Annotated in this window: 20 protein-coding genes; 13 read left to right on the top strand and 7 right to left on the bottom strand. The window is 42.4% G+C overall.

Annotated features, from left to right (window positions below; translation table 11 throughout):
* Both ACED20_RS18780 and ACED20_RS18775 read left to right on the top strand, forming a co-directional pair.
* Nucleotides 1-828: a proline/glycine betaine ABC transporter permease gene (locus ACED20_RS18780; protein ID WP_294226038.1), complete on the top strand. Its 828-nt coding sequence runs from the start codon at nt 1-3 to the stop codon at nt 826-828.
* Between the two features lies 1 nt (nt 829).
* The gene (locus ACED20_RS18775; RefSeq protein ID WP_378106282.1) at nt 830-1,684 is read left to right on the top strand and encodes a glycine betaine ABC transporter substrate-binding protein; all 855 of its coding nucleotides are present in this window, start codon (nt 830-832) and stop codon (nt 1,682-1,684) included.
* A 212-nt stretch (nt 1,685-1,896) separates the two neighbouring features.
* Here the strand turns inward: ACED20_RS18775 and ACED20_RS18770 are convergent, their stop codons facing one another.
* Both ACED20_RS18770 and ACED20_RS18765 read right to left on the bottom strand, forming a co-directional pair.
* The gene (locus ACED20_RS18770) at nt 1,897-2,295 is read right to left on the bottom strand and encodes a thiol:disulfide interchange protein (RefSeq protein ID WP_378106280.1); all 399 of its coding nucleotides are present in this window, start codon (nt 2,293-2,295) and stop codon (nt 1,897-1,899) included.
* Nucleotides 2,296-2,589: 294 nt separating this feature from the next.
* Nucleotides 2,590-4,662, bottom strand: coding sequence for a TonB-dependent receptor plug domain-containing protein (locus ACED20_RS18765; RefSeq protein ID WP_378106279.1), 2,073 nt, complete (start codon nt 4,660-4,662; stop codon nt 2,590-2,592).
* A 528-nt stretch (nt 4,663-5,190) separates the two neighbouring features.
* Between ACED20_RS18765 and ACED20_RS18760 the strand changes: the two genes are divergently transcribed.
* The 6 genes from ACED20_RS18760 (at nt 5,191) to ACED20_RS18735 (ending at nt 12,175) form a co-directional block, all read left to right on the top strand.
* Nucleotides 5,191-6,378 carry a homogentisate 1,2-dioxygenase gene (locus ACED20_RS18760; protein WP_378106277.1) on the top strand — a complete coding sequence of 396 codons (1,188 nt, stop codon included), beginning with the start codon at nt 5,191-5,193 and terminating at the stop codon, nt 6,376-6,378.
* A gap of 210 nt (nt 6,379-6,588) precedes the next feature.
* The gene (locus ACED20_RS18755; protein ID WP_295222523.1) at nt 6,589-7,863 is read left to right on the top strand and encodes an acetyl-CoA hydrolase/transferase family protein; all 1,275 of its coding nucleotides are present in this window, start codon (nt 6,589-6,591) and stop codon (nt 7,861-7,863) included.
* A gap of 347 nt (nt 7,864-8,210) precedes the next feature.
* Nucleotides 8,211-9,341, top strand: coding sequence for a 4-hydroxyphenylpyruvate dioxygenase (gene hppD, locus ACED20_RS18750; RefSeq protein WP_294200528.1), 1,131 nt, complete (start codon nt 8,211-8,213; stop codon nt 9,339-9,341).
* 71 nt (nt 9,342-9,412) lie between these two features.
* Nucleotides 9,413-9,898 carry a hypothetical protein gene (locus tag ACED20_RS18745; protein ID WP_294200527.1) on the top strand — a complete coding sequence of 162 codons (486 nt, stop codon included), beginning with the start codon at nt 9,413-9,415 and terminating at the stop codon, nt 9,896-9,898.
* A gap of 117 nt (nt 9,899-10,015) precedes the next feature.
* Nucleotides 10,016-11,263 (top strand): fumarylacetoacetase, encoded by a 1,248-nt coding sequence (fahA, locus tag ACED20_RS18740; protein WP_294324451.1) that lies wholly within the window; start codon nt 10,016-10,018, stop codon nt 11,261-11,263.
* A gap of 90 nt (nt 11,264-11,353) precedes the next feature.
* Entirely contained in the window at nt 11,354-12,175 is an 822-nt protein-coding gene (locus ACED20_RS18735) for a flavin reductase family protein (protein ID WP_294313182.1), read from the top strand.
* An 80-nt stretch (nt 12,176-12,255) separates the two neighbouring features.
* On the opposite strand, the gene ACED20_RS18730 is transcribed toward ACED20_RS18735, so the two are convergent.
* A complete protein-coding gene (locus tag ACED20_RS18730; protein ID WP_294203597.1) occupies nt 12,256-12,471 on the bottom strand; it encodes a hypothetical protein in 216 nt (71 codons plus the stop codon).
* 461 nt (nt 12,472-12,932) lie between these two features.
* Complete coding sequence (locus ACED20_RS18725; RefSeq protein WP_378106274.1) at nt 12,933-13,781, bottom strand: alpha/beta hydrolase family protein; 849 nt, start codon at nt 13,779-13,781, stop codon at nt 12,933-12,935.
* A gap of 191 nt (nt 13,782-13,972) precedes the next feature.
* Between ACED20_RS18725 and ACED20_RS18720 the strand changes: the two genes are divergently transcribed.
* The 5 genes from ACED20_RS18720 to ACED20_RS18700 all read left to right on the top strand — a co-directional run bounded on the left by ACED20_RS18720 (nt 13,973) and on the right by ACED20_RS18700 (nt 19,465).
* Nucleotides 13,973-14,746 carry a HipA family kinase gene (locus ACED20_RS18720; RefSeq protein ID WP_378106272.1) on the top strand — a complete coding sequence of 258 codons (774 nt, stop codon included), beginning with the start codon at nt 13,973-13,975 and terminating at the stop codon, nt 14,744-14,746.
* Nucleotides 14,733-15,116, top strand: coding sequence for a DUF3037 domain-containing protein (locus tag ACED20_RS18715; RefSeq protein ID WP_294294276.1), 384 nt, complete (start codon nt 14,733-14,735; stop codon nt 15,114-15,116). Before ACED20_RS18720 ends, ACED20_RS18715 begins: the two co-directional genes overlap by 14 nt.
* A gap of 99 nt (nt 15,117-15,215) precedes the next feature.
* On the top strand, nt 15,216-16,235 hold the full coding sequence (locus ACED20_RS18710) for an alpha/beta hydrolase fold domain-containing protein (protein ID WP_378106269.1): 1,020 nt from the start codon (nt 15,216-15,218) through the stop codon (nt 16,233-16,235).
* Between the two features lie 105 nt (nt 16,236-16,340).
* Nucleotides 16,341-17,432: a serine hydrolase domain-containing protein gene (locus tag ACED20_RS18705; RefSeq protein ID WP_378106267.1), complete on the top strand. Its 1,092-nt coding sequence runs from the start codon at nt 16,341-16,343 to the stop codon at nt 17,430-17,432.
* A 191-nt stretch (nt 17,433-17,623) separates the two neighbouring features.
* A complete protein-coding gene (locus ACED20_RS18700) occupies nt 17,624-19,465 on the top strand; it encodes a carbon starvation protein A (protein WP_294203607.1) in 1,842 nt (613 codons plus the stop codon).
* Nucleotides 19,466-19,759: 294 nt separating this feature from the next.
* On the opposite strand, the gene ACED20_RS18695 is transcribed toward ACED20_RS18700, so the two are convergent.
* The 3 genes from ACED20_RS18695 to ACED20_RS18685 form a co-directional block, all read right to left on the bottom strand.
* Entirely contained in the window at nt 19,760-20,527 is a 768-nt protein-coding gene (locus tag ACED20_RS18695) for a phospholipase D-like domain-containing protein (protein ID WP_378106265.1), read from the bottom strand.
* Between the two features lie 90 nt (nt 20,528-20,617).
* Nucleotides 20,618-21,436, bottom strand: a complete 819-nt coding sequence (locus tag ACED20_RS18690; protein ID WP_345767376.1) for an alpha/beta hydrolase — start codon at nt 21,434-21,436, stop codon at nt 20,618-20,620.
* Between the two features lie 334 nt (nt 21,437-21,770).
* Nucleotides 21,771-24,104 (bottom strand): ATP-dependent helicase, encoded by a 2,334-nt coding sequence (locus ACED20_RS18685; protein ID WP_294203612.1) that lies wholly within the window; start codon nt 24,102-24,104, stop codon nt 21,771-21,773.
* Nucleotides 24,105-24,139: the final 35 nt, after the last annotated feature.

The following is a 24,139-nucleotide window of genomic DNA, read 5'->3' as shown; positions in this document are numbered from 1 at the left end:
ATGCATAAAATTATAGATATAGGGCAATATGTAGAGACGGCCGTCAACTGGCTCACCGACAATGCCAAACCATTTTTTGATATCATTAAACACATCGGCAACGCTTCCATTCTCGGAATCGAATGGCTGCTGACCAACACCCCGTTTTATATCATCATCCTTCTTTTTACCCTGCTTGCGTGGTGGAAGTCCGGCAAAGGGACCGCTCTGATGACCGCCGGGGGACTGACGCTGATCTTCCTGATGGGATTCTGGAAAGAAACGATGGAAACATTAGCGCTGATTTTCGTAGCCACGCTTACGGCACTGCTCTTTTCGGTTCCGCTGGGGATCTGGGCAGCGAAAAACAAAGTGGCCGCAAAAATAATACGTCCGATGCTCGACCTGATGCAGACGATGCCTGCTTTCGTTTATCTGATTCCGGCTGTGCTGTTCTTCAGCATCGGTAAGGTGCCCGGTGCTTTTGCCACCATTATTTTTGCCATGCCGCCTGCAGTACGTTTAACAACCCTGGGTATCGATTCGGTCCCCAAGGATATTGTGGAAGCCGCACGGGCTTTCGGGGCTACCAACCGCCAGATTTTATTCAAGGTCGAACTTCCTTTAGCCATGCAGACCATTCTGGCAGGGGTGAACCAGACCATCTTATTATCGCTTTCCATGGTGGTGATTGCCGGGATGATTGCTGCCGGCGGACTGGGGGAAAAGGTACTGGAAGGCATTAACAACCTGGATATCGGACTAGGATTCGAAAGCGGATTATCCGTTGTGATTTTAGCCATCATCCTCGACCGTATAACCCAGGGATTTGTAAAGAAAAAAAAGTAAAATGAAACATTTAAAATATTTAATACCCGTTTTTTTAACCGTTATTGCATGCATGCTGATTTCCTGTAAGCAGTTAAAAAGCTCAAAATACATCACCATCGGCATGGTAGACGGCTGGGCGGAAGATGTTGCGATGACGCATGTTGCTAAAGCTATCCTTGATGAACAGGGTTATCATGTCATCATCCAGAAAGCTTCTACCGATATGATCCTGGCCTCGATGAACAATGAAGACACCGATCTTTTCATGGGCGTCTGGCTACCTTATACCCACGCTTCAAAAGTCAACCGGTTTCCCGATCTGAAAGTTCTCGGAACAAATTACGATGCCGGCCGCATCGGTCTTGTGGTTCCGGATTATGTTCCGGTAAACTCAATAACAGAACTGAACCAATATAAAGACCGGTTCAACCATAGGATCATCGGGATCGAAAAAGGAGCCGGACTTACGACTGCTGCAGACAAAGCAATCCGGGACTATCAGTTGGATTACCGCCAGATAAATTCTTCCACGATTGCGATGATCACCGAACTTCAGAATGCGATCCGCCAAAAACAATGGATTGTAGTCGCAGGATGGCAGCCGCACTGGATGTTCGGAAAAATGAAGCTGAAATTCCTGGAAGATCCCAGGAGAACATTCGGCGATGCAGAACAGATCAAAACCTACAGTCGTAAAAGCTTTACCAAAGACCATCCGGAACTGGCGAAGTTCTTCTCCAACATGCATTATACCGATGCGGACATGACCGATCTTTTAACCAAAATGGAATACAGCAAGGATAAGGAAAAAACCGCCAAACAATGGGTACAGACTCATCCGACGCTGGTAAACTCATGGCTGAATAAGAAATAATATCGCAAAGCCAGACAAAGGCTTCTGAACATGATAATGCTGATTTTCAAGCTAAACAAAGGTGCTCCGCTTATTTAGGAAATACAAAATGAAAATCATAAACGACTTTGTTTATCTTATGAATATTCAAGTGAATCCATTCGTTGTTTAGCCTTGTGATAAAATAAAATCTGCGTAATCAGCTCAATCTGCGAGAGAAAAAATTAACAGTTTCAAAAATTCAAAATTTCTACCAGTTTTTTCTCCAATTGTTCCGGCAGAAAAATTCCCTCGTGATAATCGACGAGATTTTGATTTTCGTTTAAAATAATCCACAGCGGGTATACCGGTCGGCTTTTGTTCTTCGACAATGCCAGAGCCAGTTCATGAATCCCGGAATTGCCATTCGGAAGATAACGAAAGATCTTTTCCTGAAACCTGACCGTTTCCGTCATTTTTTCCGCCTCAAACGAGATGAAGTAAAATTTTTCGTTGATCAATTCCAAAAGCTGTCGGTCTTTATTCAGTTCAAATTGTTCAATCCTGCAGATGGAACACCAATCTGTATAAATATGAATAACCGTCGGCTTGGGCTCCTCCGCTTGTTTAATTTCCCAATCTTTAAAACTCATTGTCCTGAGCTGAGAGAAACAAAAAAGCGGAATTATCATTAAAAAGAGGCTTATTGATTTCATATTTTCTTTTTTGACTTTGTAAAGATGGAAGATGGAACCGGATACAGGCAGTGGCTTCGGCTCCGCTCAGCCACAGCGACCGAACTGAAAATCTTTGATTTTCCTCTTATGTGATCTAAAACTTTGCAGACTTTGACTACGCTTAGCCACAAAAAAATCTTATGAGATTTATGTGTTAAAGAGTTTTGTGATTTTTGCGGTTACTATTCTGTAAGTCAAGGTTAAATTCATCTACTTCAAAGTATACTTCACCCCCAGGAATCCTCGGATTTTCTGCATCGGTGCATAGCCGTACGTCGTATCAAACGTATAGCCGTTCGGATTGGTTACCGGATCATTCACCGTGCGGTCGAACGGATCGAAAGGGCGCATCAGCGGATCTTTAGGGGTAAAATTAAAAAGGTTCTTGATGCCACAGTATACCTCAAACCCGGACCTGAAAATTTTGGAAACCTGGATATTGGTCAGGGAATACCAAGGGGAATATTCCGGGCGGTAATCGTCCGGGAGAATCGGCAACCGCATCGGACCGTAGAACTGACCGGTAAAATCAACCGTCAGATCATTTGGAAACCGGTAAGTCAGGGCGTAGGTTCCGCTCCATTCCGGGGCATGCAGCTGCTGAGATTTCTCTCTTTCATCATCAAATTTTTGGTATACATCAAGAAACGTCACCCCTACATTAATGCTCAGCGGAAAACTGAAGCTGTAATCTACATTCAGCGAAGCACCCTTTGAAATTCCATACCCACGAAGGTTGTCGTAAATGATCTTTCCCGGATCGGTATCGAAATCCCCGGTAATTTTATTGCTGAAATAGGTATAGAAAGCCGAAGCGTCCAGATTGATCAGCCGCTCGCCTGCCGGAATCTTCCAGATGTAATTCAGGTTTCCGTTGACGGACCTTTCCGGTTTCAGATTCGATTGAATCACCACTTCCCGTGAGCCCGTCAGTGCCGCATGGTCTTCCGTAAAAAGGTTCACTACACGAAAACCCGTTCCGAAATTGAGCCTTAGCGTATGATAAGGGTTTGGTGAAAACTTCCAGGCAAAACGCGGGGAATGGACGGCGTGATGGATTTTGTCATAATCCAGCCGGTATCCCAGTAACAACGTATTCTTTTCATTGATCTCCCACTGATCCTGGATGAATACCCCGAGGATGGGCGACTTCATCGGTTCGTTCGTGGAACCGTCGGCTGATAAGGTGCCCGGTGTATTGTCATCATAGAACGTTCTTTTAAAGGTAACGCCTGCAATAAGATCATGGTTTCCCAGCTTTTTATCCCAGTAGGTCTGTGCAAAAGCCACTTTCTGGGTTGCCAGGAAAGGGTGATCCCCGTAAAAAGAATTCTGGTCGTGGAAATTGTAGGAAAACTGGGTCATGATATTTTCCTTTAACGGCCACTGGTACATCCCGAACGCTTCTACCCTGTTGGTGTAAATACTTTCACCATACACCTGATCACTCCCGCGGTACGATTTGTTCCACTGCATTTCTCCGCCGAACCGGTCTTCATAAAGATACCTCAGCGCAAAGCTGGCCTGCCGGTTTTCTTTTCGCTTAAAGTTCCATTTATTAAATAGGGAAATCCTGTTCTGTAAAGCGCCGTCCGTAAAATTGTCATGGTTTTCATCCAACCTTTGGGTGGCATTGAAATAATTCAGGCTTACTATCGAAGCAGCTTTTTTGCCCAAATTAAATTTCGTTGAAAGATCCACATTGTTTTCATTCCAGGTAGTGGTCATCAGATCAACGCTGAGTTTCGGAGCGGTCAGCGCACTTTTGGTAATGATATTAATTACCCCGCCCATTGCTTCGGAACCGTAAATCGAAGAAGCCGGCCCTTTTACCACTTCAATCCGGTCGACGAGGCTGTTCGGGATTCCGCTCAGTCCGTAAACCGTGGAAAGTGAACTCACAATCGGCATTCCGTCAATCAGAATCATGGTATAAGGGCCTTCCAGCCCATTGATATGAATATCGCCTGTATTGCAGACCGAACAGTTGAGCTGAGGTTTTACTCCATTCACCATGGCAATGGATTCGAAAATATTCGGTGTCGGGTTTTTTTGGAAGAATTTCTGGCTGTAAATTTCTACCGCTACCGGACTTTTGGAACGGCTGACCGGCTTTAGGGTTCCTGTAATCACGACATCATCAATATCATTTGTTTTCATTTCTTTTTTCTTCAAACTACTCGCCGAATCTCCTTTTAAAGATTGGTTTACATTCAGGCTGTCCGTTGCCTGAGAGAAACTGAAGGAGGAATACAGAATAACAAAAAGTGATATTCGCTTCATGAAATTAAAATTGTTAGACAAAACTAACAATTATTTTTTTAAAAAGAAAACATTAATTTAAAATTAATCTAAGATGCGGGCTGTTTATTCTCAACGCAATATTCGCAAAGTTTTCCTAATATGATTGAGCAATTTCGATCGCAAGGATATTTCGGCAAGCCCAGCACCATAGATTTCATTCAGCTAAGACAGCCAGTCGGTGAACGGTCAACAGTGAATCTGCTTTAGATACATTTGTGAAAGGATATTCTAAATATTCCGTAGGAATAATATCTGTGTAAGAATAAAAGTATAGTAAATAAAATTGAACTCCAGCGGAGTTTTATCTCTTGCCACAACACATCAGCTTGGGACAATAGAACACCTACGGCGTGCTGAATGCCTGAAAATTTTCTTTTTTACACAGATATTGCTCCTATGGAGCAAATGTACACTCTCATTTCAATAACCTTGCTGAACCTCACAATTAAACAATCTTCCCGTTTCATTAAAAATTATTACATTTGAGAATCCACATATAAAAGTAAAATGAGATATCATCAGTCGGGAAATATCCCACCAAAAAGGCATACGGTTTTCAAGTCTCCGGAAGATAAATTCTATTACGAACAGCTTTTCGGGACGGAAGGATTCCACGGAATTTCTTCTTTGCTGTACCACATCCACCGCCCTACCCAGATCAAATCCATCGGGGAGCCCAAAGATGTGTCGCCGAAGATTGCCGTTGATAAAAATGTGACCCCGAGAATGTTCAAAGGGATGAATGTAACTCCGGAAGACGACGTGCTGGACAGCCGTAAGTTCCTGATGGTGAACAACGACATGAAAATGGGATTGTCGAAGCCACGGAAATCCATGGATTATTTTTACAAGAATGCGGAATGCGACGAGCTTCTGTTTGTCCACAACGGAAATGGGATCCTGAAAACATTTGTCGGAGACCTCGAATTTGCTGTCGGCGACTACCTCATCATTCCGAGAGGAACGATTTACCAGATTGAGCTGCAGTCGGAAGATACCGTGTTCTTTATCCTGGAAAGCCACTCTCCGATCTACACGCCGAAACGGTACCGGAATGAGTTCGGCCAACTGCTGGAACATTCGCCGTTCTGCGAAAGAGACATTGTCGCCCCAACTTATAAAGCACCGAAAGATGAAAAGGGAGAATTTGTAGTTAAAGTTAAAAAAGAAAACCAGATCACCGATTTTGTGTATGCTACCCACCCGTTTGATGTCGTAGGCTGGGACGGATATTTTTATCCTTATAAATTCAACATCAAGAATTTTGAACCGATTACGGGAAGGATCCACCAACCGCCGCCGGTGCACCAGACTTTTGAGGCCCACAACTTTGTGGTGTGCTCGTTTTGTGCAAGGATGTACGACTATCATCCGCAGGCAATTCCGGCACCTTACAACCACTCCAACATCGACTCCGATGAAGTGCTCTTCTACACCGAAGGGGATTTCATGAGCCGTAACCATATCGACCTGATGGATTTCACCCTGCATCCGGGAGGAATCGTTCATGGTCCGCATCCCGGTGCCATGGAACGCAGCATCGGAAAGAAATTTACGGAAGAATATGCCGTGATGGTCGATCCGTTCCGCCCGCTGAAAATTACGGAAGAAGCCTTAAAAGTGGAAGATCCTTCTTACAAAACATCCTGGCTGGAGGAGGAAGATCATACCCTGAAAGACCGTTTACAGGAATAAATATAAGTGCCTGTAAACCTCATAGGTTTTTTTAAACCTATGAGGTTTGCCATCGATACAAACAAAGGATTAAGTGCAATGCATTTAATCCTTTTTCGTATCATATTTTTCCAAAACATGACAAAAATCTCTGCTTATTTTTAATTCATCTAAATAATATGAGCTATCTTTAAGAAAAGAAAATATCTGTATTCAAATAAAATGTAATTTATGGATCAATACATCAGCGCAGAAGAAGCGATCTATACTATCAAAAGCGGCAACCGGGTATTCTTTCACGGAAGTGCCTGTACCCCGAATTACTTAATCGACGAACTCGCGAGGCAGTCTCACCGTCTGGACAACGTGGAAATGGTTTCCATTACCCAGCAGGGAAATGTGGAAATCGCCAAACCGGAATATGCCGGAAAGTTCTTCGTAAATTCCTTATTTGTTTCTTCTCCGGTGCGTGATGCCGTCAATTCGGAGCGGGGCGATTTTGTACCGGTCTTCCTGAGTGAAATCCCGATCCTGTTCAGAAAGAACATCCTGCCGCTGGATGTTGCCCTGATAACCGTTTCTCCTCCCGACAAACATGGATTTTGTACCTTGGGAACTTCCGTAGATGTTGCAAGGGCCGCTGTGGATACGGCAAAAATTATTGTAGCCATCGTGAATCCGTTAATGCCACGAACACATGGGGATGGAATGATCCATATCAGCAAAATCACCAAACTGGTGTGGCATGAAGAAGAACTTCCGACCGTAGATTACGGATCCAAGGTAGGAACGGAAGAAATGGAAGTGGGAAAAAATGTAGCGGAACTGATCGATGACAGATCCACCCTGCAAATGGGAATCGGAACCATTCCGGATGCGGTACTGAAATGCCTGCACAACCACAAAGACCTGGGCATCCATACCGAAATGCTGAGTGACGGCGTGATCGCCCTGATCCAGAATGACGTAATCAACAACAAATACAAAGGCTACAATGACAATAAAACGATTACCAGTTTCTGCTTCGGAACCAGAAGGCTTTATGATTACGTCGACGACAATACGGTTTTTGCCTTTAAGGATGTAAGCGATGTGAATTTCCCGATCAACATCATGCGGAATAAAAAAATGGTCGCCATCAACTCAGCCATTGAAATCGACCTTACCGGACAGGTCTGCGCCGACTCTATCGGAACCATGCAGTACAGCGGAATCGGCGGACAGATGGACTTTATGAGAGGAGCCGCCCTGAGCGAAGACGGAAAACCGATCATTGCCATTACGTCCAGAACGAAAAGAGGCGTTTCCAGGATCGTTCCTTTCTTGAAGCAGGGAGCCGGTGTAGTAACCACCAGAGGACACATCCATTGGGTGGTTACTGAATACGGAACCGCTTATCTGTATGGAAAAAACCTCAAACAACGGGCACAGGAACTGATCAGCATTGCGCATCCCGATGACCGGGAAATGCTGGAGAGAGCGGCTTACGAACGGTTTAAGTTATAACTACCTGGTAATTTATTTCTCATAGATGGCAGAGATTTGCACAGATATTTAACACATAAAAAACATCAGATGAGTTTCCGGCTGTGAAAATATTTTAGATCACATGAGATAAAAAATCAAAGATTTTTTAAAACTTTTGTGCGCTTTTTTAATTTCTTACATTTAACTTTTTATGCAGCATAATAGTCTTTTGTGACTTTTGTGGTTAGTTTATGCTATTATTAATATGCTGTGTTTGTGACTAAAATAACATCTTAGCCACTTACCTAACGTTTGTTTGTTTATATTTTCCGCATTAACGATAAATTCGTAATTTGCAACCATAAATATAAAAGTAAAAATAGAATATGTCAACACTTACATTTGCCGAAAAGATTGCTCAGGCAGAGAATTTTTTGCCGATCAACGGTACCGATTATATTGAGTTTTATGTAGGGAATGCCAAGCAGGCCGCGCATTACTACAAGACCGCTTTCGGGTTTCAGTCTGTTGCGTATGCAGGTCCTGAAACAGGCGTGAGAGACCGTGCATCGTATGTTCTTCAGCAGGGAAAAATCAGACTGGTGCTTACTACCGGACTGAAATCGGATTCCCCGATCAATGAGCACGTAAAAAAACACGGTGACGGTGTAAAAATCCTGGCACTTTGGGTAGATGATGCCTATTCAGCTTTTGAAGAAACAACCAAAAGAGGCGGAAAACCTTATCTGGAGCCGGTTACCTTAACTGATGAGCACGGCGAAGTAAGAATGTCCGGAATCTATACTTACGGAGAAACTATTCATATGTTTGTGGAAAGGAAAAACTACAATGGTGCTTTCATGCCGGGTTATGAAAAGTGGGAAAGCGCTTACAATCCGGAAGATGCCGGGCTTCTGTATGTTGACCACTGCGTAGGAAACGTAAACTGGGACAGAATGATTCCTACCGTTGAATGGTATGAGAAAGTAATGGGATTTGTAAACATTCTTTCTTTCGATGACAAGCAGATCAATACAGAATATTCCGCTTTGATGTCTAAAGTAATGTCCAACGGAAACGGATATGCTAAATTTCCAATTAATGAGCCTGCCGAAGGTAAAAAGAAATCCCAGGTGGAAGAGTATCTTGATTTCTATGAAGGTGAAGGGGTACAGCATATCGCCGTAGCGACAAAAGACATCATCCATACCGTAACCGAACTGAAAAAACGCGGCGTGGAATTCCTTTCTGCTCCACCGGAAGCTTATTACGATATGGTTCCTGAACGAGTAGGACATATTGACGAAGATCTAAAAAAACTGCAGGACCTTGGAATCCTGATCGATCATGATGAAGAAGGATACCTGTTGCAGATCTTTACCAAGCCGGTAGAAGACCGCCCTACTCTATTCTTTGAAATAATCGAGCGACATGGTGCACAGAGTTTCGGTGCAGGAAACTTCAAAGCTTTATTTGAAGCATTGGAAAGGGAGCAGGAAAAAAGAGGAAATCTGTAATTTTAATAACAATAGGAAGTTTTGTCAGGATGAGCAGTCCTGGCAAAACTTTTTTATACAAACACAGCAATATGAAAAAAATTTTAATCGGAATGCTTATGTTAGGAACCGCTTTTGCAGCAAAAGCACAATACGGATCGATAAACAGCATTCTTACCAAACTTGAAGAAAGAAAAGGCGTTAACCAAAACCTGGAATCGGTAAACATTGATAATAAAAAGTTTGTCTTCATTAAAGATGAAGCCGATCATACCGAGCGGGATTTTATCGTCATTAAAGGAAATAAAGCAACCTACGTGGAAGTTTTTGATGACAAGGCAACCGGGCAAAGCAGTTCCAACGTCTTTTCGGGAGATGTAGTAAGAAGCAAAAGAAATATCATTTCCCTGCGTGCCGATATGCTGGAAAACAAGAAGGTTCCGGTTCCTGTCGCTAAAACCCTGTTGCTTACAAAACAGGATAATATTCTTTATCTCATCGACATCAATAACAAAGACCGCTGGATTGATGAAGCATCCTTTTCGGAAGCTAAAAGAAAGGTTAAATCCAAAAAATAAATATTTTAAATATCAATAATGAAGGCCTGAGGCACATTCATTGATCATTCTAACCGAAAAATATTTTAAAACCCAAAATCTAACGGATTTTCATTAATCCACCTAAATGCTAAACTTATGAAATCATTTGTAGAATATTCATCAGATTCAGATTTTTCCATTCATAATATCCCGTTCGGCGTAGCGGTTTTCAATAAAGAATACATTAGCTGCTGCACGAGAATCGGCGATCAGATCATCGATCTGGCAACGCTGTATGACTTTGGGTATTTCGAAGAAATCGAAGGTCTGATAGACAACGTATTTGAAGCGTACACGCTGAACGAGTTTATCGAACTCGGTAAGCCTATTACTAATGCGGTCCGCCTGAAAATCCAGGAACTGCTGCAGGAAGGCTCTACCCTTTCAAAAGATGAAAAGACCATTGAAGAAGCATTCTACGACCTGGATCAGGTGAAAATGATGATGCCGGTACACATTCCGAACTACACGGATTTTTACAGCAGCATCGAACATGCCACCAACGTCGGGAAAATGTTCAGGGATCCGGCCAATGCTTTATTGCCGAACTGGAAACATCTTCCTGTAGGATATCACGGAAGAGCTTCTTCCATTGTAGTTTCCGGAACGGAGATCAACCGTCCGAAAGGTCAGATGAAACCTGCCGATGCCGACCAGCCTGTTTTCGGGCCTTGCAAGCAGCTGGATTTCGAGCTGGAAATGGCTTTTATCATTAATAAAAATACCGAAATGGGCGAAAGCATCTCCACGAAAGACGCGGAAGATGCCATTTTCGGAATGGTGGTTTTCAACGACTGGTCTGCGAGAGACATCCAATCCTGGGAATACGTTCCGCTCGGACCATTCCTTGCTAAAAATTTCGGTTCGTCCGTTTCTCCTTGGGTGGTTACACTGGAAGCTTTGGAACCATTCAGAACCGCTTCTCCCACGCAGGATCCTGAAGTTTTGGACTACCTGAAATTTGAAGGCGATAAGAATTATGATATCAATCTTGAAGTTTATATCCAGCCTGAAAACGGAGAGCAAAATCTGATCTCCGAAAGCAACTACAAGCATATGTACTGGAACATGACCCAGCAACTCGCTCACCACACCGTAAATGGCTGTAACGTAGAAGTGGGTGATATGTACGCCAGCGGAACCATCTCCGGAAGCGATCCGAAATCGTTCGGTTCCATGCTTGAGCTTACGTGGAGAGGCCAGAACCCGATCAAGCTAAGTAACGGTGAAGAAAGAAAGTTCATCAATGACAACGATACGGTAACCATGAAAGCCTGGGCTGAAAAAGACGGTGTGAGAGTGGGCTTCGGTGAAGTTTCGGGTAAAATTATCCCAACCAAATAATTTGAGGATTGAACATATTAAACACATAAGTCACATTAGATTCAAGATCTAAAATCTAATGTGGCTCATGTGTTAAAAATTAATGTAATAATGAAAACACTCATTCCATCAGAAATCACCTCCCTGCAACTGCAGACGGTGATGCAGACCGCTATATCGCCGCGGCCGATTGCGCTGGCCTCAACGGTTGATAAAGACGGAAACAGCAATTTATCGCCGTTCAGCTTTTTCAATATGTTCAGTACAGTGCCGCCGGTACTGATTTTTTCCCCATCCAGGAGGGTGCGGGACAATACCACCAAACACACCCTTGAGAATGTGCTGGAAGTTCCGGAAGTGGTGATCGGAACCGTAAATTTTCCTATCGTACAGCAGATTTCGCTGGCTTCCACGGAATACGGCGACGGCGTAAACGAATTCATCAAATCCGGTCTCACTATGAAAAATGCCGATCTGGTACGGCCAAAGCTGATCGAAGAATGCCCGGTCAATTTTGAATGCAAAGTACTGGAAGTAAAATCCCTGGGCGGTCAGGGCGGTGCCGGAAACCTGGTAATCTGCGAGGTACAGAAAATCCATATCCGGGAAGAGTACCTGGATGAAAACGGAAACCTGGATCAGGCAAAGCTGGATATGGTTGCCCGGTTGGGCAGCAACTGGTATTCCCGAAACAACGAAAACAATCTTTTCGAAGTTCCGAAACCGTTGGTCACCAAAGGCATCGGCTTTGATCTTCTTCCGGAAGAAATCAGGTACAGCCGTATTTTTACCGGAAATGACCTCGGCATGCTGGCCAATGTGGAAGTATTACCTGAAGGCAACTACCATTCCAATGAAAATATCCATCGTGACGCTCAGCAATTATTGTTGGAAAGCAAGATTGAAGAAGCCTGGAAAATATTAATCAAATAGTGAAAACTATAAAAAGCAAAAGGAGTGAAAATTTTCACTCCTTTATTATTTACTTTAAAAGCTCAAAAAATATTTGCTATCTAAAAGAAACAGCACTTACGGGTTCCGTTAACGGTTTGCATATAACCATATACCGAAGGACAGGAAAGGATAAAGCATCGGTCATTGCTGTTATTAATAGATTGATCATAACATCCGGCCGGAGCACAGGAAGGTGATATCGGTCCCATTCCCAGAACATTTTTCTGAGATGCCCTGCTTAATTTTTGGGCGTTTTTTAAACTTAAGTTTTTCATAACGTATGATTTAGCGGATTAATTTTCACTAAGGTATGAAAAATTATCATGCCTAATCATAAAATTTTTTATATCTTATAAAATTTCTGTTGGGGCACTTTAGAATTTAAGAGGTCTAATAAACAATGAATCATCAGTGAACTATTTTGCAATATGGATAAATTAAAAGGCTGTTCTTCCGAACAGCCGCTGATTTTTCTTTTTTAAAAGCAACATTGTCCACCGACTTCCGTCCCATAATCTGAATTACAAGGCGGCACGATGCAGCTTCCCTGCCCGTCGCTCAAATAAAACCTGTAACATCCGCTTGGAGGACATGTAGCTCCTTGTCCAACAATACTTTTTTTAGCTTCTCTGCTTAGTTTTTTTAGATTTTTCATAGTCGTAATTTTGATATTGTTTCTGTCACTAATATATGAAAAAAACTATAAAATCCAAATACCGCTCTAAAATTCAACACATTACACAAGCTCTAATTTATCATTTATAAATGCAATACATTTTTCCACTACAGTATTCAGGTCTTTCGGAAGCTCGTTTTTTTCCCAGGGCTCTTTTGCGCCGAAAGTGTGATTGGCATTTTCAATTAAAAACAATTCAGAATTCGGATGCAGCAGATGAAGATGCTCGGCATTCTTTACATTTACACTTTCATCATTTGTACCGTGGATAATTAAAAAATAGGCTTTTGCCATTTCCGTGGCCCGCTCTACATCAAATCGGTGCATATCCTTTTCATAATCTTCGTAAAACTGGTAATAATGCGGCATTTCCTGCTTCGTTCTCCCGTTCATTACATAATAAACCCCTGCTCTTTTCCAGTTTTCAAAGGCTTCATTCTTCGGGAAACGGTCTAAGGTATCCACACTTGCCAATGTTATCAGCCCGTGGATCCTTTCGTCTTCATAGGTTTTAATAATGGAAATTGCTCCTCCCCTGCTGTGACCGATCAGGATAATCTTGTCTTTGTCTACTGCAGGATCCGCAGTAAAATAATCGATGACCACACCTAAATCGGAAAGCTCTCTGGAGTAATTGTTATTCCCGAAAGCTTCGAGATCACCAAAGTTAAACGGGTTGTCGACCGTCGTTCCGTTATGTGAAAAATTAAATTTAACAAAGAAAAATCCGGCCTTGACAAATTTCTCCGCCATCAGGTTCCATGCACCCCAGTCTTTGTAACCTTTATAGCCGTGCACAAAGATAACCAGCGGTAATTTTTCACCGCCTTCCGGATAAAAAGCATCCGCTAGAAAGTCTTTTGTTTCGGGATTCGGAATGATGATATTCTGTTTTTTTGTGATTTCCATATCTATTTTGCTTGCTTAATTTTCTATTACTCCCTTTTTGTACAGAACAAATAATAAAGAATTTATTCCTGTTAAATCAAAATCTCCCCCCATTCTTCAGGTGACAGTCCTACCTTTTAACGGGAGGATGATTTTCATTTAAAAATATTAAAAATAGAAATAAACACAAAGGAAAACCTTATTTTTGCCGTATGCTGGATTTAAGAACGGTAACCGTAATGCGTTATATCCTGCCGCTTCGTGAGGGAGGGTCGCTTCCTGCGCTGGCAGAAGCTGATGATGATTTTAAATATGTATTGAAATTCCGTGGTGCGGGCCATGGGGTCAAGATGCTGATCTCCGAACTGCTCGGGGGGAAAATTACCGAAGCACTGAGATTGAAAATTCCGGAGCTGGTTTTTGTGAACCTTGACGTAGATTTCGGGAGAACGGAAGCCGATGAGGAAATCCAGGACCTACTGAAGAATTCGGAAGGGCTGAATCTGGGATTACACTACCTTTCCGAATCCATTACCTATGATCCGGGCATTCGTATCGATCCACTTCTGGCTTCTAAAATTGTCTGGCTGGATGCCTTTATTACCAATATCGACCGTACTTTTAAAAATACCAATATGCTAATGTGGCATAAAGAATTATGGATCATCGATAATGGGGCTTCTTTCTATTTCCATCATTCATGGCAGAATTTCGATACGGCAGCAAAAACGCCGTTTAAGTATGTAAAAGATCACGTTCTGCTTCCTCAGGCTACCATGCTGGACGAAGCCGATACATTCGCAAAAAAAGTGTTGAATGAAGGCGTTTTCAGGCAAATCACAGACCTGATTCCACAGGATTGGCTGCATTGGGAAGATGCCGAAGAAAGCCCGGACGAAATCCGTGACATCTACTTCAATTTCCTGAAGACAAGACTTGAACATTCTGAAATTTTTTTAAACGAAGCCAAAAATGCAAGAGGATAAAATTTACGAATACGCAGTGATTCGTCTGGTTCCGAAGGTTGAGAGAGAAGAGTTCTTCAACATCGGACTGGTAATGTTTTCAAAAAAAGAGAAATTTATCAAAGTAGATTTTTACCTGTGTCCCGATAAATTCCGGCTGATGAGAAGCAAGCTGGATTATGATGATGTGCGCCAAAATCTGGAAAGCTTCAAAAAAATTGCCGAAGGAAAAAAAGACGGAGGACCAATTGCCCTACTTGATATCCCAGACCGGTTCCGGTGGCTCACAGCCGTACGAAGTGCTTCCGTACAGACTTCAAGACCACATCCCGGAAAATCTAAAGATCTTGAAAAAACATTTGAAAAGTTATTTCAGGAATTGGTTTTATAAACGGAAAAAAACAATGGCCAGAGTTGAGAGGTAATAATTGGTAAGACTTTTGATACCCTTTTTTGCGGAGAAAAATCAGACGTTCTCCGCACAGTATTTATGAAACAATTTCAACAAAGCATACTATACAGGTTTTCTTTAAACCTGTTTTTTATTTTCCTTTTAGCTTCCTTTACATCAGGATTTTCTCAGGAACTGCCTGAACAGAAGTTTCCTGCCAGCACCATCCTTCCGGAAAGAACCGCATTGACCCAAAATATCGTTTATAAAAACAATTCCTTGGGAAAACCGGTTTCCCTGGATCTCTACCGTCCGAAAAACCCGGCAACCGGTAAACTTCCGGTGGTTATTTATGTCCATGGCGGTGCCTGGGCCAAAGGTGATCAGGTGGTAAGGGCCGGTAATTATATAGAGAACTTTATTTTAAAACTTGTAGAAAAGAATTATGCCGTCATCAGCATCGATTATACCCTGGTCAGTGAAACGGTACATTTCCCTATCCCTATTGAAGATACGAAAGATGCCGTGAGATGGGTACGGAAAAATGCGGAGCAGTTTAATTTCGATCCTGATAATATCGGTTTTTTCGGAGCCTCGTCAGGAGCCCACCTCTCGCTGTTAGCAGCTTATACTACTGATAATGAATATCCGGGTAGCCCTGAACTTTCTTCTTATTCTTCAAAGGTAAATTATGTAGTAGACAATTACGGGCCTACGGATCTGAATAAGCTTTTACACACTAGATTAGGCAAAGTTCCCGTTTCTATTGTAGGTTTATTTTTCAAGCCGATTGTTGAAATCAGACAAAAACTGGTTTACGGAATCTCAGGCTATGATATCAATGACGAAAAGAGAAAAGCCATCGACTATCTGGAAACCGTTTCGCCCATCAATGATACGGAAGGCGGAATCCCCACTTTCATTCTTCACGGCGATAAGGATAAAGCGGCCCCTTTGAAACACTCTAAAAAACTGGTCAGAAAGCTGAAAAAACAAAATATCGAAGCGACCCTGGTTGTGGTGAAGGATGGCATTCACGGTTTCGGAAAAACAGATAAAGCTTATATGGATCAGCTCACCGATGAAATGATACAATTTATCGTTACTCATAAAAAGTAAAACTTGTTTTTCGATTTAATTCTAAAGTTAGGTTGGATTTAATATTTTGTTTTAACCAAATGGTCTTTTGATCATCTAAAAAAACAAAATTCAACCTAATTTCCTATGAATATAAAAAATCTACTTTCTGTTTTTGCGCTTTGCATAATCGGCTGTGGGTGTAGTGGCGGAAGCGCAGATGAAAATCCTGCAACCACTGAAATCCCAACCTCTTCGGAAGCCATGTACTTCCCGCCATTGAACAGCGATACCTGGGAAACAAAATCATTTTCTTCTCTGGGATGGCATCAGGATAAAGTCCAGGATCTGCTGAATTATCTTGAGACCAAGCATTCCAAGAGCTTTATGGTCATTCAGAACGGACGAATCGTCATGGAGAATTACTTCTCGGGACATACGGCTTCAACGCCATGGTATTGGGCGAGTGCCGGAAAAACTTTAACCTCGGCGGTAACGGGCATTGCCGAGCAGGAAGGATTTCTGAATATCAACAATAAAGTTTCCGCATATATCGGAACCGGATGGACCAGCGAACCGTTAGCCAAAGAAAACCTGATTACCTGCCGGAATCTTTTAACAATGACCTCTGGGCTGGACGACAGCCTGGGTGATGATGTGAGCCTGGCCAATCTAAAGTATAAAGCCGATGCCGGAACACGCTGGGCCTATCATAACGTTTATGTTAAGCTCCAGTATGTTGTTGCTGCAGCGACCGGCCAGACCTGGCCTCAGTATTTCAATGCAAAACTGCGGGATAAGATCGGAATGACCGGAAGCTGGATCCAAAGCGGCGACAACAGCGTCTACTGGAGTACGACGAGAAGCATGGCACGATTTGGCCTGATGGCCCTGAATAACGGCAACTGGAATGGTACTCAGATCGTCAATTCCACCTATTTCCAAAATTCTGTTAATACTTCTCAGAGTATCAACCTGGCTTACGGATATTTATGGTGGCTCAATGGAAAATCCAGTTATCACCTCCCGCAAAGCCAGTATCAATTCAGCGGAAAGCTCATTCCGAGCGCACCGGATGATATGTTCTGTGCGTTAGGAAAAAATGACCAGAAAATTTACGTGGTTCCCGGAAAAAAAATCGTAATCATCAGAATGGGTGATGCTGCGGACAATGTAAATCCCGCACTTTCTGATTTCGATGATGTGCTTTGGCAGAAAATAAATGCTGTTATCAACTAAATTGATATATCTATCGATTCGTAGCACCATAAATATCAATCAACTATACCTGAACAATCTATCAATTTGCTAAATTAATATACATACTGTCATTTTATGTGTCTAAAATAATTAACTTGGCAATTGTTTATAGTATTCAAAACAAAATCACTCAAAAATTTAATTATTTACTTATAAAAAAACTGTACGGTATGGATTCATTAAATAACATCAACGCCCTAACCATCGTTTTCGTCTCGGTATTGATTTTTGCTATTGCTTATCGTTTTTACGGAATTTTCATGGCCAATAAAGTGCTGAAGCTGAACAACCAAAATACCACACCAGCCTTAGAATTTGCAGACGGCAAAGATTATGTAGCGACGAATAAAAATGTTTTGTTCGGGCATCATTTCGCTGCTATTGCTGCAGCAGGCCCTTTGGTAGGACCGGTTCTTGCAGCACAGTTCGGCTATCTGCCCGGCGCTTTATGGATCCTGATCGGCTGTGTACTGGGAGGCGGGGTTCATGATATGGTCGTGCTGTTTGCTTCCGTACGTCATAAAGGCCAGAGTTTAGCCACCATTGCTTCCAAAGAGATCGGTAAAACAACGGGAACGGTAGCAGGATTTGCCATTCTGTTCATCCTGATTCTTACGCTTGCCGGGCTGTCTTTAGCCTGCATCAACGCGATGCATGAAGCTTCCTGGTCGCTTTTTACGGTCATTATCACCATGCCGATTGCGATTATCATGGGACTGATCATGCGATACAGAAAAAACTCGGTAACATTTGCAAGTATTTTAGGAGGTGTACTCCTGATTGCAGGGATTATCGGCGGACATAACCTGATGCAGAATGAAACTATAAACAGCCTTTTTTCATGGGATATCACAACAATTTCCATTGCAATTCCGCTGTACGGATTTCTCGCTTCGGTATTACCGGTTTGGCTGCTGCTTGTTCCAAGAGATTACCTTTCCACCTACCTGAAAATCGGAACTATCATTATGCTGGCCATTGGGGTGATCGTTATCCATCCCACCGTACAGATGCCGGCTCTTACTCAATTTATAAATGGCGGAGGCCCGGTAATCGGTGGTCCTGTATTACCATTCATCTTTATCGTAATTGCCTGCGGGGCAATTTCAGGATTCCACGCAGTCATTGCCACCGGAACCACTCCGAAAATGCTGAATAAAGAAAGAGAAATCCTTTTTGTAGGATACGGGGCGATGCTGGTAGAAGGTTTTGTCGCATTAATGGCTTTAATTGCAGCATGTACTTTAATGCCCGGAGATTATTTCGCTATAAATACTCCGAAAGAATCTTATGACGCATTCCTCGCTGCCCATCCTGCTCTGCATGGCGTTGATATTGATTATTTCTCACAGAAAATAGGCCTTGATCTTCACGGAAGAACCGGAGGTGCGGTCTCCCTGGCGGTTGGCATGGCCCATATTTTCAATAAGATCCCTTACATGGACCAACTGATGGCATACTGGTATAATTTCGCCATCATGTTCGAGGCCGTGTTTATTCTTACAGCTATTGATGCAGGGACAAGGGTAGGAAGATTTTTTCTGCAGGAAATGCTGGGCTCCGTTATTCCGAAGTTCAACGATAAAAACTGGATGCCGGGAATTATCATCAGCAGCCTGGTTTTCACTTTTGCATGGGGCTATCTGGTCTTTACCGGAAACGTAAGCAGTATCTGGCCGCTGTTCGGAATCAGCAACCAGCTTTTAGCTGCCTGCGGACTGATTGTCTGTACCACCATGCTCATCCGTTTAAACCGCGGTAAATATGCTTTATGCTCAGCTATTCCGGGCGTTTTTATGGCGGTGATTACCTTCTGGGCCGGATATATCCAGGTGACAAGTATTTATATTCCCAAAGGACAATATCTTCTGGCGACTTTAGCCGTCGTGGCGATGGTTTTAATGCTGGTTGTCTTTATCGGAGCATTCCGGAAATGGTATCAGCTGCTGAAAACCGATAAAACGGAAACGGATTTTTACGGAGAACAGGTGAAGGAATTGGTGGAGCGCTAATAGGTGAATGGTCAATGGTGAATTCGCTGCGCTTGTCAATTCATGTATGTCTGCAATTCACCATTCACTTGCGAAGCGAAATTGACCATGAGCAATTGTAGAAAGTCAATTGTGAGTAGTCAATTCGCTAGGCTTATCAATTAATGACTATTCAAAATTCACCTTTCACCTGCGAAGCAAAACTGACCATGAACAACTGTAGAAAGTCAATTGTGAGTAGTCAATTCGCTGCGCTTGTCAATTAATGACTATTCAAAATTCACCATTAACTGCGAAGCAAATTGACCATTCACTTTAATTATCCGGTTCGTCGTACAGCTGACTGCCCCAGAACTGGATATCCCTTTCAGGCAGGTTGGAATGATAAAAAACTTCTTTTACTTCTTCGATGATCCTGGCTACCGCATTCGGATCCGTGGTTCTGATTCGGGTCTCATGATTGTCTTTCACTCCGCTTCCGGTAAAGTTAAGAGAACCCAGATAGGCAATCTCGTCATCAATGATGTAAATCTTACTGTGAATAAAAGTTTTATGGGCAGCATTTCCGCTGTTCGGAGAAACAAAAACCTTAAACGGGAACAACTGTTTGTAGGTGTAATGATAAACTTTCGTTTTTTTAATTTTTTTTACGATCGAATCTCTTAAGAAAAACATCAGTACAACCAGAACAAAGCCATATGCAAGTTTGAAATTGCTTAACAGGTACATCACAGGTAGCAGGACAACGCTTAATCCGATCATAGCAAAAAGCAAAGTTCCTGCTAAGCTGAGAAGATTATCTCTCGTTTGCTTTGCTTTTTCATCAACATGCCTGTGCTGGATGATGAGTTTATGAATATTTTTGTCATATCCATAAAAATCCTCGATTTCATCACTGGTAATGAGCCTGATCTTAATTCCTCTGGAATGAAGATGAATCAGTTCCTTGATGAGGAAAGGCGAAAGATAGGGCGAAACGATCTTTACATTTTTCTGAGCATTCCTGATGTCCTGCATCATCTTGGCCCCTGCACTTTTCCCTATATAAATATCGCAAACCGCATTGTTGTAGAAAATTCCCATACCGAATATAATTTAATTCACATTTCAAAGAATAAAAAAACTTTGCAAAATAAATTCTGCAAAGCTAATGTTTAATTTTTTATGGAAATTTTATTTCTTCAGTTTCTCTACCCTTCTGATTTCGTTGATTAACAGCGGAAATGCAGGTTGCGCCATTCCGCCGTGGTCGAAACCCTGAAGCTCATACAAAGTTGTTTCCTTATGTCCTTTTAACTTCATCATTCTTGCCATGTACGCATTTTCCTCATATCTTCCCAAGAGTTCTTTTTCCCGGTCGCCGGTAATCAGCAGCAATGGCGACGCGTCTGCCCTGATGAAATGAAGCGGTGCATACTCGTCGATCCTGGCATCCAATTCGTCGATTCCTTTTTCTTTCCGGATGGTGAAGTGCGAAATCATCTGTCCACTGAAAGGAATAATTCCCGCGAAATTGTTGGCATCGATCCCATATTTATTCAAATACATTTTATTTAACCCTACCATAATCGCCAGGTATCCACCGGCCGAATGTCCTGAAATGAAAATCAGATCTTTCCTTCCGCCGTAATTCTTAATGTTTTTAAAAACCCAGGCTGTGGCAGCAGCGGCATCTTCAATATATTTCGGGGCGTTTACTTTGGGAGAAAGCCTGTAATTTACTCCGATTACAGCGATTCCTTTATTTTTTAAAGCTTCGGGAATTTCTTTCTGTCCGCCTGTTAAGCCGCCTCCGTGAAACCAGATCACGGTAGGGAAATTCTTTATGTTTTTGGGAATATACATATCCAGCACGCATCTTTCATTAATGTAAGCATCGGACTTGTCTGTTTTATCATCGTAATAATGAATATTCTGTATGGCATTGTATTCCTGGGAAAATAAAGGTACCGAACATAAGGCAAAGACTAAAAATAAGAGAATCCTTTTCATTGTAAAACTTTTATGGCTAAGATACGAAATCTGTATTTCCCCGCAGATGATGCAGATTTTCACAGATGATTGTGTTTATTTTTAACACATAAGTCACAGAGAAAGTTTGAATAGCTTGAAAATATTTTTAGAACACATGAGATTAAAAATCAAAGATTTTTTAAAATTTTTGTGTACTTTTTATACCATAAAGTATTCAGCTTTAATGAGCAATTTCAATATCTTTTGTGACTTTTGTGGTGGAAAAAATTTCTCATAGCTTACACCAATTTTCACAGATGATTGCATCTTATCTGACTACAGTACTACTATTGAAAATCAGCATCGTGGAAATTTAAATCTTCGTCAGTTTAGCGTATTTTAAAATCAGGTTCTTCTCGCCCTCGTGCTGGAAGACAACTTTAGCTTTGATGTTCTGCGGATCGGTTCCGTCCAGGAAGGTTACCTCCCCGACTCCGAAACGGTCATGTCTTACCTTATCGCCCACTTCAATATCCTGGGAAGAAGCACCGCTCGGGTTGATGATCTTGGCTGTGCTGACAGGTTTGAGCTTGCGGGGCTCCGCGACAGGCTTTGAACTGTCTGATCTTTCAATCGTTTTCTTTTCTACTTTTTTGAAACTCCTCATTTCCGAAGGATGTTCGTCGAAGATATTGGATTTAACTCCAGCATTATTGATAAACCGTTTTTCGATCGCCGGATTTACAAATTCAATGTATTCGTCATCGATTTCACTTAAAAACCTTGACGGCTCCGCATCGGTAATTTTCCCCCATTGGAAACGGGACACCGCATAAGAGAAAAAGGCCTGCTTTTCGGCCCTTGTTAAGGCCACATAAAACAAACGCCTCTCTTCTTCCAGGTCTTCACGGGTTGCCGAACTCATGAAGCTCGGGAAAAGGTTTTCTTCCAAACCTACCAGATGGACAACCGGAAATTCGAGTCCTTTTGAAAGGTGAATGGTCATCAGGGAAACCATATCTTCATCGTTATTCTTATCCTGCGTATCGGCAGAAAGCGCAATATTTTCCAGGAAATTCGGCAAACTCGGATCTCCGTCTTCCAGCTGCATCTGTTCTTCGATGAATCCCTGCATTGAATTCATCAATTCCTGAACGTTTTCCACTCTCGAAATTCCTTCCGGCGTTTGGTCGTCCTTCAGGAATTTGATCAGTCCGCTCCGTTTGGCCACTTCCATCGCTACATTATATGCGGTTTCGGTTTTCAGCAATACCTGAAAGGCTTTGATCATCGACCAGAAATCATTGAGCTTGTTTAAAACGCCGTTATTTACGCCCAACTGCGGCGCATACATCGGCAGATTATCCAGTACTTTCGATACGGAAACGTTCTGTGCATCTGCGAAAACGACCAGTTTATTCTGGGTGGTTTCGCCGATTCCCCTCACCGGATAATTGATGATCCGCATCAGTGCCTCGGAATCGTTTTCATTCACAAGAAGCCTTAGATAGGCAATCAAATCCTTTACTTCTTTTCTCTGATAAAAAGACAATCCTCCAAACACTTTATACGGAATATTCTTACGTCTCAGCGCATCTTCAAAAGCACGCGTCTGGGAGTTGGTTCTGTACAAAATAGCAAAGTCGCTGTATTTACGTTGCTCCCGGTTCCGGGTTTCCCAGATGTTTCCGGCTACGAAATTGGCTTCATCCGCATCGGAAAGCGACCGGTATACTTTGATTTTTTCCCCTTCTTCATTTTCGCTGAAAACATTTTTCTTAAACTGCTGAAGGTTTTTGGCAATTACGACATTAGCCGCATTCACGATATTCTGGGTAGAACGGTAGTTCTGCTCCAAGGCCACGGTGATGGCATCAGGATAATCTTTTTTAAAGTTTAAGATGTTGTAGATGTTCGCTCCACGAAACGAATAAATCGACTGGGCATCGTCACCTACCACGCAGATGTTTTCAAATTTTGAAGCCAGTGCTTTAACGATCAGATACTGGGAATGGTTGGTATCCTGGTACTCATCCACAAGGATATACCGGAAACGGTCCTGATATTTTGCCAGCACCTCCGGAAACCGGGTCAGCAGCTCATTGGTTTTAAGCAGCAAATCATCGAAGTCCATCGATCCGTTTTTGAAGCACTGTTCCACGTACCGCTGATAGATTTGCCCGATGAATTTCATATTGGCTTTCTCATCCGCTTCGAGCAATTCCGGATTGTTGAAGTAGGCTTTTACCGTAATCAGATTATTTTTGTAGGTGGAGATTCTTGCCTGGACTTTTTTGGGTTTGTATAAATCCGCATCGATGTTCATGTCCTTCAGGACTTTCTTGATGACATTGAGGGCATCCTGCTGATCGTAAATCGTAAAGTTGGAGGGATAGCCCAGATAATGCGCCTCGCTTCTGAGAATTCTCGCAAAAACGGAGTGAAAAGTTCCCATCCATAAGCTTTTCGCATTGCTTTGTCCCACAACTTTTGCAATACGATCCTTCATTTCTTTTGCTGCTTTATTGGTAAAAGTAAGGGCCAGGATATTGAAGGGGTCTACTCCATTGGTAATAAGATGGGCGATCCGCATGGTAAGAACACGTGTCTTCCCGGAGCCTGCTCCTGCAAGCACCATCAAAGGTCCTTCAAGCGTGGTAACGGCATCAAATTGTGATTCATTCAGTCCTTTCAAATAATCCTCCATACTGCAAAAAATTAGGAATACAAAATTAGTGTATT

This window comes from Chryseobacterium sp. sg2396 (assembly GCF_042610505.1).
GTDB lineage: Bacteria > Bacteroidota > Bacteroidia > Flavobacteriales > Weeksellaceae > Chryseobacterium.
Note: the sequence above shows the minus strand (reverse complement) of the source record. Positions and strands in the feature narration are given on the sequence as shown.

Bases quoted from the DNA above. Each gene is read 5' to 3' on its own strand.
- ACED20_RS18780 (WP_294226038.1), top strand. From the start codon at position 1: ATGCATAAAATTATAGATATAGGGCAATATGTAGAGACGGCCGTCAAC.
- ACED20_RS18775 (WP_378106282.1), top strand. From the start codon at position 830: ATGAAACATTTAAAATATTTAATACCCGTTTTTTTAACCGTTATTGCA.
- ACED20_RS18770 (WP_378106280.1), bottom strand. From the start codon at position 2,295: ATGAGTTTTAAAGATTGGGAAATTAAACAAGCGGAGGAGCCCAAGCCG.
- ACED20_RS18765 (WP_378106279.1), bottom strand. From the start codon at position 4,662: ATGAAGCGAATATCACTTTTTGTTATTCTGTATTCCTCCTTCAGTTTC.
- ACED20_RS18760 (WP_378106277.1), top strand. From the start codon at position 5,191: ATGAGATATCATCAGTCGGGAAATATCCCACCAAAAAGGCATACGGTT.
- ACED20_RS18755 (WP_295222523.1), top strand. From the start codon at position 6,589: ATGGATCAATACATCAGCGCAGAAGAAGCGATCTATACTATCAAAAGC.
- hppD (WP_294200528.1), top strand. From the start codon at position 8,211: ATGTCAACACTTACATTTGCCGAAAAGATTGCTCAGGCAGAGAATTTT.
- ACED20_RS18745 (WP_294200527.1), top strand. From the start codon at position 9,413: ATGAAAAAAATTTTAATCGGAATGCTTATGTTAGGAACCGCTTTTGCA.
- fahA (WP_294324451.1), top strand. From the start codon at position 10,016: ATGAAATCATTTGTAGAATATTCATCAGATTCAGATTTTTCCATTCAT.
- ACED20_RS18735 (WP_294313182.1), top strand. From the start codon at position 11,354: ATGAAAACACTCATTCCATCAGAAATCACCTCCCTGCAACTGCAGACG.
- ACED20_RS18730 (WP_294203597.1), bottom strand. From the start codon at position 12,471: ATGAAAAACTTAAGTTTAAAAAACGCCCAAAAATTAAGCAGGGCATCT.
- ACED20_RS18725 (WP_378106274.1), bottom strand. From the start codon at position 13,781: ATGGAAATCACAAAAAAACAGAATATCATCATTCCGAATCCCGAAACA.
- ACED20_RS18720 (WP_378106272.1), top strand. From the start codon at position 13,973: ATGCTGGATTTAAGAACGGTAACCGTAATGCGTTATATCCTGCCGCTT.
- ACED20_RS18715 (WP_294294276.1), top strand. From the start codon at position 14,733: ATGCAAGAGGATAAAATTTACGAATACGCAGTGATTCGTCTGGTTCCG.
- ACED20_RS18710 (WP_378106269.1), top strand. From the start codon at position 15,216: ATGAAACAATTTCAACAAAGCATACTATACAGGTTTTCTTTAAACCTG.
- ACED20_RS18705 (WP_378106267.1), top strand. From the start codon at position 16,341: ATGAATATAAAAAATCTACTTTCTGTTTTTGCGCTTTGCATAATCGGC.
- ACED20_RS18700 (WP_294203607.1), top strand. From the start codon at position 17,624: ATGGATTCATTAAATAACATCAACGCCCTAACCATCGTTTTCGTCTCG.
- ACED20_RS18695 (WP_378106265.1), bottom strand. From the start codon at position 20,527: ATGGGAATTTTCTACAACAATGCGGTTTGCGATATTTATATAGGGAAA.
- ACED20_RS18690 (WP_345767376.1), bottom strand. From the start codon at position 21,436: ATGAAAAGGATTCTCTTATTTTTAGTCTTTGCCTTATGTTCGGTACCT.
- ACED20_RS18685 (WP_294203612.1), bottom strand. From the start codon at position 24,104: ATGGAGGATTATTTGAAAGGACTGAATGAATCACAATTTGATGCCGTT.